Source organism: Cellulomonas sp. P2_F12 (genome assembly GCF_056403775.1).
The window spans coordinates 469,732-483,611 of sequence record NZ_JBFUEV010000002.1; the positions used below are offsets into that span (position 1 = coordinate 469,732).

Sequence of the window (13,880 nt, forward strand, 5' to 3'; positions counted from 1 at the left end):
GGGCGTAGCGCTGCCTACCGCCGCGCCACGGTCGATCCGCGGATCACCAGCCGCCCGCCCACGTACTCGGTCCCGGAGCCGATGTCGACGCCGTCGAGGGCGGCGAACACGCGCTGCGCGGCGGTGCGACCCAGTTGCTGCAGGTTGGCGTCGATGCTGGTCAGCTCGGGCCGGGCGTTGGTGGTCAGCACCTCCCAGTTGTCGAACCCCATGACGGCCAGGTCACCGGGCACGGACCGGCCGAGGTCCCGGGCGGTGTCCAGCGCTCCGCGGGCGATCTGGTCCGACCCGCACAGCACGGCGTCGACGTCGGGGTGCCGGGCCAGCAGCATCGCGGCGGCGTCGCGCCCCCACCGCTCGGACCACTCGCTGTACATGACGTCGCCCACCAGCTCGAGGCCGGCCGCGTGCAGGGCGGTGACGACACCGGCCGCCCGGTCGCGGGCCGCCGCGTAGGCGTGCTCGCCGGTGATGTGCGCGATCCGGGTCCGTCCGGTCGCGACCAGGTGCTCGACGGCGATCCGGCCGGCGCTGACGTTGTCGGGGGTGATCGACAGGTCGGCGGCGTCGTCGGACGGGGCGTAGGCGTAGACCACCGGCACCGGGATGTCGTGCCCGAGGGACGGGCGCGGGTCGGTCTGCCGGCCCACGACGATGAGCCCGTCGACGCGGCGGCTCAGCAGGGCACGCAGGTGGTACTGCTCGCGGATGGTGTCGCCGCGCGCGTCGCAGAGGAACACGTTGACCTGTCCGGCCCCGAACGCGTCCTCCGCGCCCATGAGGATCGGGATGACGAACCGGCCCTCGAGGTCGCTGGTGAGCAGTCCCACCGTGCCGGTCCGTCCGGCCAGCAGCCCGCGGGCGAGGGGGTTCGGGCTGAAGGAGAGCCGGTCCGCGGCCTCGACGACGCGCTGGCGGGTGGAATCCTTGACCTGGTCACGACCGTTGAGGGCCTTCGACGCCGTGGCCACGGAGACGCCGGCGAGCCGGGCGACGTCGGAGAGCGTCACCGGGCGGGCGGGCTCGGTGCGTGCCACGGGCCGACCTCCAGGTGTGCTGACGGCGGCGTCGCCGTGCGTGCTCGTTCCGGTTCGTGATCGAACTGTAACCGCCCCACCCCGTTGACGCGCCACCAGTTCCCGAACTATCTTCAGAAAACCTTTTCGGCGAGTTTCGGGAATCAGTCTGTTCGCTGGCCGGGACACGGGCGTGCAGTTCACGGCGCTGCGTGGTCGGTGCGAGCTCGACTGTCAGGCCCACCCGATGTCGACGGACCGATAAGGGTTTCGCCCCATGACCCCTGGGGTGCCGACGACGGCACCCGCTCGACGAAGAGCACGAGGAGAGCCCCATGAGGATCACCCGCACCCGGTCGGCAGGCACCCGCCTGGCCGCCGGGGTCGTGACGGCCGGCCTGCTGGTCGGCCTCGCGGCATGCACCAGCGCGAAGGACGACACCAGCAGCGGCGGCGCCACGGCGGACGTCACGGCCGGCACGGACGGCACCGACGACGGCACGAGCCTGACCCTGTGGACCCGCGCACCGCTGGAGAAGCAGGCCAAGCTGCTGGTCGCGGCGTACAACGAGTCGCACAAGAACCAGGTCGAGCTCACGGTCGTGCCCAACGACGACTACGTGGCCAAGGTGGGCGCCGCGGCCGGCTCGGACGGGCTGCCCGACCTGTTCGCCGCGGACATCGTCTACGTGCCCAACTGGGTCAAGCAGGGCCTGTTCCAGGACCTGACCGCCCAGATCGACGCCCTGCCGTACAAGGACGCGATCAACAAGGGCCACCTCACGGCCGGCACGCAGGACGGCAAGGAGCACGTGCTGCCGTTCGTGCTGGACCTGTCGATGCTGTTCTGGAACAAGGACCTCTACAAGGAGGCCGGGCTCGACCCCGAGACCCCGCCGGCCAACATGACCGAGTACGTCGCGAACGCCAAGGCGATCCAGGCCCTCAACAAGCCGGACACCTACGGCACGGCGACCGGCCTCAACTGCGGCGGCTGCCTCGTGTTCACGTGGTTCCCGTCGGTCTGGGCCGACGGCGAGCAGGTCATGAACGCCGACGGCACGGAGTCGCTGCTCAACAGCGACACGGCCAAGGAGATCTACACGGACTGGAAGGACATGTGGGACTCGGGCGCCGTGCTCCCGTCCTCCAAGGACGAGGCCGGTCCGACGTGGACCGCGGGCTTCACCGAGGGCAAGGTCGGCCAGATGTTCTACCCGGCCACCCTGCTGTCGTCGACCACGGGCTTCGACGTCGGCGTGGCCGGCATCCCGGGGCCGAAGGGCGGCGCGTCCACGTTCGTCGGCGGTGACGGCATCGGCGTCTCCAAGGACTCCAAGAACGCCGCCCAGGCGTGGAACTTCCTCTCGTGGATGATGTCCGAGGACGCCCAGGTGCAGGTGCTGGCCAAGGACAACGACGTCGTCTCGCGCAGCGACCTGGCGGACAACGAGTACTCCTCGAAGGACCCCCGCCTCATCACGATCAACGAGGTCGCGGGCAAGGGCGACACCCCGGTCTCGCTGAACTTCCAGCAGGCCTTCAACGCGCCGAACAGCCCCTGGCTCACGCTGGTGCGCAACGCGGTGCTCGGTGACGGCAGCTCGGTCGACACGGACAACGACGAGATCACGTCGGTGCTGTCGCAGCAGCAGTAGGACCGTTGACGGTGGGGTGCCGCAGGGCACGGCGGCACCCCACCTCGTCGTCCGACGAACCGCACCCGCACGAGAGGCACCACCGATGACCGCACAGACGGCCACCTCCCCACCCCTGCGCAAGCCCCGCCGCAGCCACACCCTGCGCGGCTGGGCGTACGCGTCGCCGACGGCCCTGTTCGTCGCCGTCCTCTTCCTCGTCCCGCTCGTCCTCGTCTTCCGGATGAGCGCCTCGAAGTGGCCGCTGCTGTCGGGCGACCAGGGGATCAACTTCCCCGACAACTACGTGAACGCCGTGCAGAACCGGTTCTTCGTCGACTCGGTGCTGTTCACGCTGAAGTACACGGTCCTGGCGACCGTCCTGCTCATCGCCCTGGGCCTCGGCCTCGCGCTGCTGGTGCAGGAGTCGACCCGCTGGAAGGGCTTCCTGCGCACCTCGTTCCTGGTACCGAGCGCCCTGGGCCTGGCGTCGGCGTCGCTGCTGTTCTACGTCCTGTACTCGCCGCTGGCCGGCCCGCTCGCGCCCTTCATGGAGCGCATGGGGTGGAGCTTCCTCGGCACGCCCAACGCGGCGCTGGCGTCGACCCTGTTCCTCATCGTCTGGCGGTACGCCGGCTTCTACATGCTGCTGATGCTGGTGGGCCTGCAGGCGATCCCCAGCGAGATCTACGAGGCGGCGCGGATGGACGGCGCCAACCGTCGGCACACGTTCACGCAGATCACGATCCCGCTGCTGAAGCCGACGCTGGCCCTCACCACGATCCTGTGCGTCACCGGCTCGCTGCTGGCGTTCGAGCAGTTCTACATCCTCACCAAGGGCGGTCCGGACAACAGCACCATCACGGTGGTCCAGCTCATCTACTCGGTGGCGTTCCAGGGCCAGAACGACCTCGGCGTCGCCGCGGCGCTCTCGGTCATCGTGCTGGCCGCGCTCGTGGTCATCAACGTCGTCCAGCTGCGCGCGTTCCGCGGCTCGGACGAGAGCTGAGGGGCCGACGATGACCATCGCAGGAGTTCGCAACCACCCCGACGCCGAGCTACCGCTCGAGCCCGTCACGAGGACCGCTCCGCCGACGACGATCGCGGGGCTGGCCCTGCGCACGCCGTTCTGGGTGTTCTCCGGCGCCATCGCCGTCGTGTTCCTGTTCCCCCTGGTCTGGACCGCGTTCTCGTCGGTCTCCCCGCACCCCGGGACCGGACAGGTCGACGGCTGGGGCTTCGGCAACTACGTGACGCTCGCGCACTACCAGGCGGGCATCTGGCAGTACCTCGCCAACTCGGTGTTCGTCTCCGGGCTGTGCGTCGTGCTCACCCTGCTCATCTCGACGCTGGGCGGCTACGCGTTCGCGCGGTTCCGGTTCCCCGGCCGCAACGCCCTGTTCCTGCTGACGCTGGCCATCCTCATGGTCCCGTACGCGACCCTGCTGATCCCGCTGTACGTGCTGCTCAACAGCATCGGGCTGCAGAACTCGCTGGTCGGCGTCGCGCTGGTGCTCACCATGTTCCAGCTGCCGTTCTCCACGTTCATGATGCGGATCTCGTTCGAGTCCGTGCCGCGCGAGCTGGACGAGGCGGCCATGGTCGACGGCTGCTCGACGTTCTCCGCCCTGTGGCGGGTGCTGCTGCCGGCGGTCCGACCGGGCCTGATCACGGTAGGCCTGTTCGCCTTCCTGGCCGCGTGGAACGACTTCTTCGCGCCGCTGATCCTCATCAACGACTCGAACAAGCTGACGCTCCCGCTCGCGGTGGCCAACCTGCGCGTCCAGGTCCAGGGCGTCGTCGACTACGGCGCCACCGAGGCCGGCGTGGTCGTGCTCGCCGTGCCCTGCATCGTGCTGTTCCTCCTGCTCCAACGACACTACGTGCGCGGCTTCATGTCGGGCGCGCTCAAGGGATGACGACCATGACGACGACACGAGCGACGCCGGTCGCACCCACCCGCGGCGCCCTGCGTCCCCTCGGTCTCGACGAGGTCCGGATCACCGGGGGCTTCTGGGCCGACCGGCAGGCGGTCAACGGCGACGCGAGCCTGGCGCACATCGAGCACTGGATGGAGCGCGAGGGGTGGATCGGCAACTTCGACGCCGCCGCCTCGGGCACGCTGGCGGGCGGCCGCGAGGGCCGGGAGTTCTCCGACTCCGAGGTCTACAAGCTGCTCGAGGCCATGGCCTGGGAGATCGGCCGCACCGGCGACGAGGACCTGGACGCCCGCTTCGTCGCGCTGGTCGCGCGGGTCGCGGCGGCGCAGGAGCCCGACGGCTACCTGAACACCACGTTCGGGCGGCCGGGTCAGCGCCCCCGGTACTCCGACCTCGAGTGGGGGCACGAGCTGTACTGCTTCGGCCACCTGTTCCAGGCTGCCGTGGCCCGGGCCCGCACGCGTCCCGACGACGACCGGCTGCTGACCGTCGCCCGCCGCGCGGCCGATCACGTGGTCGCCACGTTCGGACCCGACGGCATCGCGTCGGTCTGCGGGCACGCCGAGATCGAGCCGGCGCTCGCCGAGCTGGGCCGGCTCACCGGAGAGCGGGCGTACGTGGACCAGGCCGCGCTGTTCGTCGAGCGCCGCGGCACGGGGACCCTGCCGGACATCGAGCTCGGCCGCGCCTACTACCAGGACGACGTGCCGGTGCGGGAGGCGACAGTCCTGCGCGGGCACGCCGTGCGGGCCAACTACCTGGCCGCGGGCGCGGTCGACGTCGCGGTGGAGACCGACGACGAGGACCTGCTCGACGCGCTGACCACCCAGTGGGAGAACACGGTCGCCCGGCGCACCTACGTCACCGGCGGCCAGGGGTCCCACCACGAGGGGGAGTCGTTCGGCGACGACTTCGAGCTGCCGCCGGACCGCGCCTACTCGGAGACGTGCGCGAGCATCGGCTCGGTGATGTTCTCCTGGCGCCTGCTGCTGGCCCAGGGGCTGCCGCGGTACGCCGACCTGGTCGAGCGCACGCTCTACAACGTCGTGGCCACGTCGCCGTCGGCGAAGGGGACGGCGTTCTACTACACCAACACGCTGCACCAGCGCCGCCCGGGCACCGTCCCGCCGGACGACGTCGCCAGCCCCCGGGCCTCGTCGTCGCTGCGGGCGCCGTGGTTCGCGGTGTCGTGCTGCCCGCCCAACGTCGCCCGGACGCTGGCCAGCCTCGCCGCCTACGTCGCCACCACGGACGACGACGGCCTCCAGCTGCACCAGTACGCCCCGGCCCGCATCCGCACGGCGCTGCCCGACGGGCGCCGCGTCGAGCTGGACGTCGACACCGCCTACCCGCGCGACGGGGTGGTCCGGGTGACCGTGGCGGCCACCGAGGAGCGGCCCTGGACGCTGACCCTGCGGGTGCCGGCGTGGGCGCAGGGCGCGACGCTGCGGACGCCCGACGGGGAGCAGCCGGCGCCGGCCGGGACGGTCTCGGTGCACCGCCGGTTCGCCGCCGGTGACGCGGTCGAGCTGCACCTGCCGGTGGAGCCGCGCGTCTCGGTGGCCGACCCCCGCATCGACGCCGTCCGCGGGTGCGTCGTCGTCGAGCGGGGACCCGAGGTGCTGTGCGTCGAGTCGGTCGACGTCGGCGGGACCGACGTCGGCACCCTCCGCCTCGACCTCGCCGCGGGCGTGCGGGAGGTCGACGGGCAGGTGCACGCGACGCTCGTCGGCGGCGCGTTCGACGACCAGCCGTGGCCGTACGGCTCCCCCGCCGGCACCGCGGACGGGTGGTCGGCGGACGTCACCCTCATCCCGTACCACCAGTGGGCCAACCGCGGCCCGTCGACGATGCGGGTGTGGATCCCGGTCGCCTGACGGTCACCCGCAGGGGTGATACCACTGCGTCGCCCGGTGCCGCTCTGGCCCTGCACCGGGCGACAGGTGCAGAGTGTGCCGGTGGCCCTCACCAGCAGAGCCGTCGTCGCCACCGCGTACGGCGGGCCCGAAGTCCTTCGCCTCATCGACGCCGATCCGGGTGAACCCGGGCCGGGCAACGTCCTGGTCGAGGTGCGGGCGGCGGGCGTCAACCCCACCGACTGGAAGGGGTACGCCGGCCTGTACGGCGCCGACCCGGCCAAGCTTCCCCTCCGGCTGGGCTACGAGGTGTCCGGTGTCGTCGTCGCCGTCGGACCGTCGGTGCGCTGGCTCTCCCCCGGCGACGAGGTCATCGCCTGGCGCGTCTCCGGCGGCTACGCGGACCGCATCGTGGTCTCGGAGCAGGTGACCGTCCGCCGGCCGTCCAACCTCGACTGGCCGGCGGCCTCCGGACTGCTGCTGGCGGGGACGACCGCCGTGCACACCCTGGCCGCCACGGCGACCCACGACGGGGACGTGGTGCTGGTCAACGGCGGCTCGGGCGGCGTCGGCCGCATGGTCGTCCAGCTCGCCGTCCTGCGCGGCGCCCGCGTGATCGCCACCGCCTCGCCCGCCGGGCACGCCGACCTGGAGGACCTGGGCGCGACGCCGGTGGCCTACGGCGAGGGTCTCCTCGACCGGATCCACGAGGCCGAGCGCAGCACCGGGCCCGTCACGGTCGCCATCGACACGGTCGGTACGGACGAGGCCCTGGACACGTCGGTCGCGCTGGTCGAGGACCGCGGCCGGATCGCGACGATCGCGGGCTTCCGGCGGGCCGGCCAGCTGGGCATCAAGGCCCTCGGCGGCGGCCCGGGCGCGGACCCCGGGACGGCGATCCGGGAGGCGGCCCGGGCGCAGCTGGCCGAGCTGGCCTCCGACGGCTCCCTGGACGTGCGGGTGGCGCGGACCTTCCCCCTGTCGGAGGTCGCCGAGGCCCACCGCGTCGGCCAGGCCGGACACCTGTCGGGCAAGATCGTGCTCGTGCCCTAGGCGTCCTCAGAACGGCAGCGGCGGCGGCGTCTCGGTGATCTCGCGGCGCTGCTGGTCGTCGAGGTCGCGCAGCCCGGCGCTCGTGGCCTCGAGCACCTCGAGCGGCACGCGGACGCGAACGCGGACGGCCTGGACCCCGTTCTCCCGGTGGGGCAGATGGGGGTTCGTGAGCGCTCCCACCGCGGGGAGCCTCTCGGTCTTGGCCTCCGACGACTGTGTCACGCCCGGGACGGTACCCGGCCGCCCAACCGGACGCCAGCCCAGATTTCGGACGCGCCGCCGACCTGCCCGCACACGCCGGGATCAGGCCGTGCCGATCTCGGCCGCCAGGTCCCGCAGCTCGTCGAGCACCCGCCGGACCACCAGCCGCTCGGCCCGGTCGCGCCGCAGCAGCGCGTCGATCCGGCGCCCGGCACGCACCCCGGCCAGCGGCACGAGCCGCACGTGCGCTCCGCCGCCGAATGTGTAGCGGGGCAGCAGCGAGACCCCGTGCCCGGCCGCGACCAGCGCCTCGACCACGTGGAAGTCGTTGACGCGGTGCACGATCCGCGGGTTGCCGGCCACCGCGCCCAGCACCGTCGCCACGGGGAAGCCCTCCCGCACGGCGATCCACGGCAGGTCCCGCAGGTCCTCCGGGCGCACGTGGTCACGGTCGGCCAGCGGGTGGTCGAGGGGGACGGCGACGTCGAGCGGCTCGCGCAGCAGGGGCACCACCCGGACGGCGTCGCCGCCCGCCCAGCCGGCCCCGCCGTCGGGCCGGTGCGCGATCACCACGTCCATCCGGTCGGTCAGCGCGACGAAGTCGTCCTGGGCGACGTCCTCGTCGCTGCACTCCAGCGTGATCCCGTCGATCGCGGCCACCCGCGTGAGCAGCGCCGGCAGCAGCAGCTGGGCGCCGCTCTGGAACGCCGACACCCGCACCACGCCCTGCGGCCGGGCGAGGAACTCGTCGCACGCGGCCCGCGCCCGCTCGAGCGCGACGGCGACGTCGACCGCCGCGGCCGCCAACGCCTCCCCCGCCGGCGTGAGCCGCAGCCCGCGGCCCACCCGCTCGGTGAGCGGCACGCCGACCTCGCGCTGCAGCACCGCGACCTGCTGGGACACCGCGGACGGGGTCAGGTGCAGCACCGCGGCCGCGGCCGTGACACCACCCTGCGTGCCCACGGTCCGCAGAGTCTCGAGCGCTCGAGGATCCATGCAGCGACGCTACATCGTCGTGTCATAATCTTTCGCTGGTGCTGCACGGTGAGCCGACCGCATGCTCGGAGGCATGCCCACCCGCGACCGCCTGCTCGCCGCCCTCGTCGCGGTCTGCTGGGGCCTCAACTTCCCGGCGATCCACCTCTCGCTGCAGCAGTTCCCGCCGTTCTTCCTGGTGGCGCTGCGGTTCGCGCTCATCGCGATCCCGACCCTGCTGCTGGTCCCCCGGCCCACGGCACCCTGGCGCTGGATCGTCCTGTACGGCCTCGGGTTCGGCGTGCTGCAGTTCGTGTTCCTCTACCTTGCGATGTCGTCGGGGATGCCGACGGGGCTCGCGTCGCTGGTCCTGCAGTCGTCGGCACCGTTCACCGTGGTCCTGGCCGGGGTGTTCCTGCGGGAACGCATCACCGCGCGGCAGGGCGCCGGGATCCTGCTCGCCGTCGCCGGGCTCGGCGGGATCGCCGCGCACCGGGCGGGGCTCGCGGGCGGCGCGACGCTCGTCCCGGTGCTGCTCACGCTCGCCGGCGGGCTCGGCTGGGCCGTCGGCAACCTGGGCAACCGGCGCGCGGTGCAGGCGCAGCCCGGCGAGCCGTTCCGGCTGATGCTGTGGATGTCGGTGGTGCCGCCGCTGCCCATGCTGGCGCTGTCCCTCGCCCTCGAAGGGCCGGACAGGATCACGGCGTCGTTCCGGGACCTCGGCAGCACGCAGGGGCTGCTCGCGATCGGCGGGCTGCTGTTCACGGTCGTCGTCGCGACCCTGGTGGGCTCCGGCCTGTGGACCACCCTCATGGGCCGGCACCCGTCGAGCACCGTGGCCCCGTTCTCGATGCTGGTGCCCGTCGTCGGCATCGCCGCGTCGTGGCTGCTGCTGCGGGAGCGGACGTCGCCGACCGAGCTGGCGTGGGGCGCCCTGGTGGTCGCCGGCGTGCTGCTGGGCAGCACGCGGAGGCGTCAGCCGGCGACGACCAGCGCCGTCGCGATCGCCGCGACGCCCTCGCCGCGACCGGTGAGCCCGAGGCCGTCGGTCGTGGTCGCCGAGACGCTCACGGGTGCCCCCACGGCCGCCGAGAGCGCCGCCTCGGCCTCCGCGCGCCGCTGACCGACCTTGGGCCGGTTGCCGATCACCTGGACCGCCACGTTGCCGATGACGAACCCGGCCTCGCGGACCCGCCTCGCGGCCTCGGCCAGCAGCGAGGCCCCCGCCGCGCCGGCCCACTGCGGCTCGGACGTGCCGAAGTTCGACCCCAGGTCACCCAGGCCCGCCGCCGACAGCAGCGCGTCCGCCGCGGCGTGCGCGGCGACGTCGGCGTCCGAGTGGCCCTCGAGCGGCCGCTCGCCGGGCCACGCGAGCCCGGCCAGGTGCAGCACGGCGTCGGGCGCGGGCTCGGGGTCGTACGCGTGCACGTCGACGCCGATCCCCGTGCGGGGCAGTCCGGTCACGCGTCGGCCTCCGTCGGCAGGGCGGCGATCGCGAGATCTCGCGCGGTGGTGATCTTGGCGGCCCGCTCGTCGCCGGTGACGACCCACACCTGCTCGCCCAGCAGCTCGACCAGGCCGGCGTCGTCGGAGGCAGCGAGGGCCTCGTCGTGCGCGTGCGCGGCCCCCTGGGCGTGCGCACGCAGCAGCAGGTCGCGCGCGAAGCCCTGGGGCGTCTGGATGGCGCGGAGCTCGGCGCGCGGGACCGTCTCGAGCACGGGCTCGACCGCCACGCCCCGGTGCGGGGCGACCCGCTTGATGGTGTCCGTGACCGGGAGCCCCGGGACCACGGCGGGGTGGCCGTCGCGCACGGCATCGACCACGCGGGCGACCAGCGACGGCGGGGCCAGCGGCCGGGCCGCGTCGTGCACGAGCACCACGTCGACGTCGGCGGCCCGCGGGTCGCTCTCGAGGGCGTCGAGCCCGGCCGCGACCGAGGCCTGCCGGGTCGCTCCGCCGGCCACGACCAGCAGCGTCACCTCGTCGGCAAGCCCCGCCAGCTCCCGCTCGATCGCGTCGAGGTGGAAGGCGGGCGCGGTCACGACGAGCACCCGGACACGTTCGTCGCCCGCCGCGCGCGCCGCCAGCAGGTTGCGGGCGGCGTGCGCGACGAGCGACTGACCTTCCAGAGGCACCAGTGCCTTCGGCAGGGAATGACCGAGCCTGCTGCCGCTCCCGGCGGCAGTCAGGACTGCAGCGACGCTCACCTGTGCGGTGGCGTCAGGACGCGAGGACCTCGTCGAGGATCGCCTCGGCCTTGTCCTCCTCGGTGTGCTCGGCAAGTGCGAGCTCCGAGACGAGGATCTGGCGGGCCTTGGCGAGCATGCGCTTCTCGCCCGCAGACAGGCCGCGGTCGGCGTCCCGGCGGGAGAGGTCGCGGACGACCTCGGCCACCTTGATGACGTCGCCCGACGCGAGCTTCTCGAGGTTCGCCTTGTAGCGGCGCGACCAGTTGGTCGGCTCTTCGGTGTAGGGCGCCCGCAGGACCTCGAACACGCGGTCGAGACCCTCCTGCCCCACGACGTCACGCACGCCCACCAGATCGACGTTCTCAGCCGGGACCTCGATGGTGAGATCTCCCTGAGCGACCTTGAGCTTGAGGTAGAGCTTGTCCTCTCCGCGGATGGTCCTGGTCTTGATCTCTTCGATCAATGCCGCACCGTGGTGCGGGTAGACAACGGTCTCCCCAACAGTGAAAGTCATCTGCAGGTGTCCCCTTTCGCAGAGGGGTATCTTATCACGCCCATTTTCCCCCTTTGCCGCGCGAATACGGCCATCCGCGCAGGTCAACGGGCTACCTCGCCGCACGGGCACCACGGAGGTCGGACCCTCCCGTCCGGGCTACGCTTGGCCCGACGGGAGACCCGTCGACAGCCCGCTGCAGCCGCCTGACGCCCCGAGGAGTCACTGTGACCTCGCCCCGCCCCCGCACTCTCCGGGCTGCCGCCCTCGTCGTCGGCGCCACCGTCGCCGGCCTCGTGCTGGCCGGCTGCTCCGCCACGAACGGGATCACCACCGAGGACCCGTACAGCGCGGCCGACGGCATCCGGTTCACGCTGGGCGACGTGCGCGGCAGCAACCTCCTGGTGGTCTCCGCCGCGAAGGGCGAGCCCGGCACGGTGCTCGGCGGCCTCATCAACGACGGCGACGAGGACCGGACCGTGACCGTCAGCGACGGCACCGACTCGACCGACGTCGAGCTCGGCCCGAAGGAGACCGTGCTGCTGGGCGGCGGCGACGTGCCGGAGGACGGCACCGCGACCGTGCTCTTCGACTCGCTCGACGTCCCGCCCGGCGCCGTGCTCAAGGTGACGTTCTCGACCCCCGAGGACGGCTCCATCACGGTCAACCTGCCGGTGCTCGACGGCTCGCTGCCGGAGTACGCGACGATGATCCCGACGCCGTCGGCGTCCAGCTGATCGATACGCGAGAAGGGGGCCGTCCCGGCGAGGACGGCCCCCTTCGTGCTGCGTGCCCCCGGCTCAGCCGAAGCGGCCCGAGATGTAGTCCTCCGTGGCCTGCTCGCGCGGCGAGGAGAACATGGTCGACGTGTCGTCGATCTCGACCAGGCGGCCCGGCTGACCGGTGGCCTTGAGGTTGAAGAACGCCGTCCGGTCGGACACCCGCGCGGCCTGCTGCATGTTGTGCGTGACGATCACGATCGTGTAGTCGTGCTTCAGCTCGGAGATCAGGTCCTCGATGGCGAGGGTCGAGATCGGGTCCAGGGCCGAGCAGGGCTCGTCCATGAGCAGCACCTGGGGCTTGACGGCGATGGCGCGGGCGATGCAGAGGCGCTGCTGCTGGCCGCCGGACAGGCCGGAGCCCGGGCGGTTCAGGCGGTCCTTGACCTCGTTCCACAGGTTGGCGCTGGTCAGGGCCCGCTCGACCACCTCGGCGGCGTCGCCCTTGGAGATCCGCTTGTTGTTCAGCCGGATGCCGGCCAGCACGTTGTCCGCGATCGACATGGTCGGGAACGGGTTGGGGCGCTGGAACACCATGCCGACCTGGCGGCGGACGGCCACCGGGTCGACGTCCGAGCCGTAGAGGTCGACGCCGTCCATCGCGACCGAGCCCTGCACGTGGGCGCCGGGGATCACCTCGTGCATCCGGTTGAGCGTGCGCAGGAAGGTCGACTTCCCGCAGCCGGACGGGCCGATGAACGCGGTCACGGACCGCGGCTCGACCGACATCCCGACGTCGGCGACCGCCTTGAAGTCGCCGTAGAAGATGTTGAGGTCCTTGACGTCAATTCGCTGTGCCATCGTCGTTCTCCTTGTGGGGCTCAGGCCCGGGTCTTGGGCGCGAACCAACGGCTCACGCCGCGCGCCACGAGGTTGAGCAGCATGACGACCAGGATGAGCACGAGCGCCGCGCTCCAGGCCCGGTCGTAATTGATCGTCGGGATGCAAGCGTCATCGCCCGGCGCGCAGGGCACAAGACCCGCCGCGTACTGCCGGTAGACGTAGACGGGCAGCGTCATCATGTTGCCGTGGAAGACGTCCCGGTTGATCGAGTCGGTCGCACCCACGGTGATGAGCAGCGGCGCGGTCTCGCCGATGACGCGGGCGATCGCGATCATCACGCCCGTCGTGATGCCGGCGACGGCCGTGCGTAGCACCACCCGGATGATCGTCAGCCACTTGGGGACGCCGAGCGCGAACGACGCCTCGCGCAGCTCGTTGGGCACGAGCCGCAGCATCTCCTCCGTGGACCGGATCACCACCGGGATCATGAGCACCGACAGCGCGACGGCGCCGACGGCCCCGCTCCGCGACTGCGGTCCGACCACCAGGTAGAACAGCGAGAACGCGAAGAGGCCGGCCACGATCGACGGGATGCCGGTCATCACGTCGACGAAGAACGTCACCGCCCGCGCCAGGTGGCCCGACCCGTACTCGACCAGATAGATCGCCGTGAGGATGCCGATCGGCACCGAGATGACCGCCGTCAGCGCCGTGATGAGCAACGTGCCGAGGAGGGCGTGGTAGATGCCGCCCGCGTCCATGCCGCCGTACACGTTGCGCATCGAGTGCGTGAGGAAGTAGAGGTCGAACCGGCCGAGGCCGTTGGTGAGCACGCTCCAGATGAGCGAGACCAGCGGGATCATCGCGAGGCCGAACGCCCCGTAGACGAGCCAGCGCATGAACGTGTCCTTGCGCTTGCGCCCAGGGTTCACCTGCGACAGCGCGCGGCGCAGCTCCG

Annotated in this window: 14 protein-coding genes and 1 pseudogene; 7 read left to right on the forward strand and 8 right to left on the reverse strand. The window is 72.2% G+C overall.

Features of this window, described 5'->3' with window-relative positions:
* Positions 1-14: 14 nt before the first annotated feature.
* On the reverse strand, positions 15-1,037 hold the full coding sequence (locus tag AC1DWH_RS06970; RefSeq protein WP_477093049.1) for a LacI family DNA-binding transcriptional regulator: 1,023 nt from the start codon (positions 1,035-1,037) through the stop codon (positions 15-17).
* Positions 1,038-1,351: 314 nt separating this feature from the next.
* Between AC1DWH_RS06970 and AC1DWH_RS06975 the strand changes: the two genes are divergently transcribed.
* From AC1DWH_RS06975 to AC1DWH_RS06995, 5 genes are all read left to right on the forward strand, one after another.
* Positions 1,352-2,674, forward strand: coding sequence for an ABC transporter substrate-binding protein (locus AC1DWH_RS06975; RefSeq protein WP_477093050.1), 1,323 nt, complete (start codon positions 1,352-1,354; stop codon positions 2,672-2,674).
* Positions 2,675-2,759: 85 nt separating this feature from the next.
* Positions 2,760-3,662, forward strand: a complete 903-nt coding sequence (locus AC1DWH_RS06980; RefSeq protein ID WP_477093051.1) for a carbohydrate ABC transporter permease — start codon at positions 2,760-2,762, stop codon at positions 3,660-3,662.
* A gap of 10 nt (positions 3,663-3,672) precedes the next feature.
* Complete coding sequence (locus AC1DWH_RS06985) at positions 3,673-4,572, forward strand: carbohydrate ABC transporter permease (RefSeq protein ID WP_456844644.1); 900 nt, start codon at positions 3,673-3,675, stop codon at positions 4,570-4,572.
* On the forward strand, positions 4,569-6,470 hold the full coding sequence (locus tag AC1DWH_RS06990) for a glycoside hydrolase family 127 protein (RefSeq protein WP_477093052.1): 1,902 nt from the start codon (positions 4,569-4,571) through the stop codon (positions 6,468-6,470). The genes AC1DWH_RS06985 and AC1DWH_RS06990 overlap by 4 nt, the downstream gene beginning before the upstream one ends.
* 81 nt (positions 6,471-6,551) lie before the next feature.
* Positions 6,552-7,502: an NADP-dependent oxidoreductase gene (locus tag AC1DWH_RS06995; RefSeq protein ID WP_477093053.1), complete on the forward strand. Its 951-nt coding sequence runs from the start codon at positions 6,552-6,554 to the stop codon at positions 7,500-7,502.
* 6 nt (positions 7,503-7,508) lie between these two features.
* Here AC1DWH_RS06995 and AC1DWH_RS07000 read toward each other — a convergent pair whose 3' ends face one another.
* Complete coding sequence (locus AC1DWH_RS07000; protein WP_477093054.1) at positions 7,509-7,724, reverse strand: hypothetical protein; 216 nt, start codon at positions 7,722-7,724, stop codon at positions 7,509-7,511.
* A gap of 81 nt (positions 7,725-7,805) precedes the next feature.
* Positions 7,806-8,699, reverse strand: a complete 894-nt coding sequence (locus AC1DWH_RS07005; protein ID WP_477093055.1) for a LysR family transcriptional regulator — start codon at positions 8,697-8,699, stop codon at positions 7,806-7,808.
* A 73-nt stretch (positions 8,700-8,772) separates the two neighbouring features.
* Between AC1DWH_RS07005 and AC1DWH_RS07010 the strand changes: the two genes are divergently transcribed.
* Positions 8,773-9,801, forward strand: a complete 1,029-nt coding sequence (locus AC1DWH_RS07010) for an EamA family transporter (RefSeq protein ID WP_477093056.1) — start codon at positions 8,773-8,775, stop codon at positions 9,799-9,801.
* On the opposite strand, the pseudogene AC1DWH_RS07015 reads toward AC1DWH_RS07010, so the two are convergent.
* The 3 genes and pseudogenes from AC1DWH_RS07015 to AC1DWH_RS07025 all read right to left on the reverse strand — a co-directional run.
* Positions 9,723-10,229: pseudogene (locus AC1DWH_RS07015) on the reverse strand (2-C-methyl-D-erythritol 2,4-cyclodiphosphate synthase); the annotation flags it as partial. The gene AC1DWH_RS07010 and the pseudogene AC1DWH_RS07015 sit on opposite strands and share 79 nt — an antisense overlap.
* Positions 10,139-10,885 carry a 2-C-methyl-D-erythritol 4-phosphate cytidylyltransferase gene (ispD, locus tag AC1DWH_RS07020; RefSeq protein ID WP_477093057.1) on the reverse strand — a complete coding sequence of 249 codons (747 nt, stop codon included), beginning with the start codon at positions 10,883-10,885 and terminating at the stop codon, positions 10,139-10,141. The pseudogene AC1DWH_RS07015 and the gene ispD, both read right to left, overlap by 91 nt.
* A 13-nt stretch (positions 10,886-10,898) precedes the next feature.
* Positions 10,899-11,381: a CarD family transcriptional regulator gene (locus AC1DWH_RS07025; RefSeq protein WP_456846375.1), complete on the reverse strand. Its 483-nt coding sequence runs from the start codon at positions 11,379-11,381 to the stop codon at positions 10,899-10,901.
* Between the two features lie 206 nt (positions 11,382-11,587).
* On the opposite strand from AC1DWH_RS07025, the gene AC1DWH_RS07030 reads away from it, so the two are divergent.
* Positions 11,588-12,097, forward strand: a complete 510-nt coding sequence (locus tag AC1DWH_RS07030) for a hypothetical protein (protein WP_477093058.1) — start codon at positions 11,588-11,590, stop codon at positions 12,095-12,097.
* A 63-nt stretch (positions 12,098-12,160) separates the two neighbouring features.
* On the opposite strand, the gene pstB is transcribed toward AC1DWH_RS07030, so the two are convergent.
* Both pstB and pstA read right to left on the reverse strand, forming a co-directional pair.
* Positions 12,161-12,940 carry a phosphate ABC transporter ATP-binding protein PstB gene (gene pstB / locus AC1DWH_RS07035; protein WP_456846373.1) on the reverse strand — a complete coding sequence of 260 codons (780 nt, stop codon included), beginning with the start codon at positions 12,938-12,940 and terminating at the stop codon, positions 12,161-12,163.
* A 20-nt stretch (positions 12,941-12,960) separates the two neighbouring features.
* A complete protein-coding gene (gene pstA, locus AC1DWH_RS07040; RefSeq protein WP_477093223.1) occupies positions 12,961-13,875 on the reverse strand; it encodes a phosphate ABC transporter permease PstA in 915 nt (304 codons plus the stop codon).
* Positions 13,876-13,880 lie beyond the last annotated feature (5 nt).

Excerpts from the sequence above, each read along its gene's own strand:
- AC1DWH_RS07025 (WP_456846375.1), bottom strand. The coding sequence starts at position 11,381 with ATGACTTTCACTGTTGGGGAGACCGTTGTCTACCCGCACCACGGTGCG.
- pstB (WP_456846373.1), bottom strand. The coding sequence starts at position 12,940 with ATGGCACAGCGAATTGACGTCAAGGACCTCAACATCTTCTACGGCGAC.
- AC1DWH_RS06985 (WP_456844644.1), top strand. The coding sequence starts at position 3,673 with ATGACCATCGCAGGAGTTCGCAACCACCCCGACGCCGAGCTACCGCTC.
- AC1DWH_RS06990 (WP_477093052.1), top strand. The coding sequence starts at position 4,569 with ATGACGACCATGACGACGACACGAGCGACGCCGGTCGCACCCACCCGC.
- AC1DWH_RS07005 (WP_477093055.1), bottom strand. The coding sequence starts at position 8,699 with ATGGATCCTCGAGCGCTCGAGACTCTGCGGACCGTGGGCACGCAGGGT.
- AC1DWH_RS06975 (WP_477093050.1), top strand. The coding sequence starts at position 1,352 with ATGAGGATCACCCGCACCCGGTCGGCAGGCACCCGCCTGGCCGCCGGG.
- AC1DWH_RS06980 (WP_477093051.1), top strand. The coding sequence starts at position 2,760 with ATGACCGCACAGACGGCCACCTCCCCACCCCTGCGCAAGCCCCGCCGC.
- AC1DWH_RS07010 (WP_477093056.1), top strand. The coding sequence starts at position 8,773 with ATGCCCACCCGCGACCGCCTGCTCGCCGCCCTCGTCGCGGTCTGCTGG.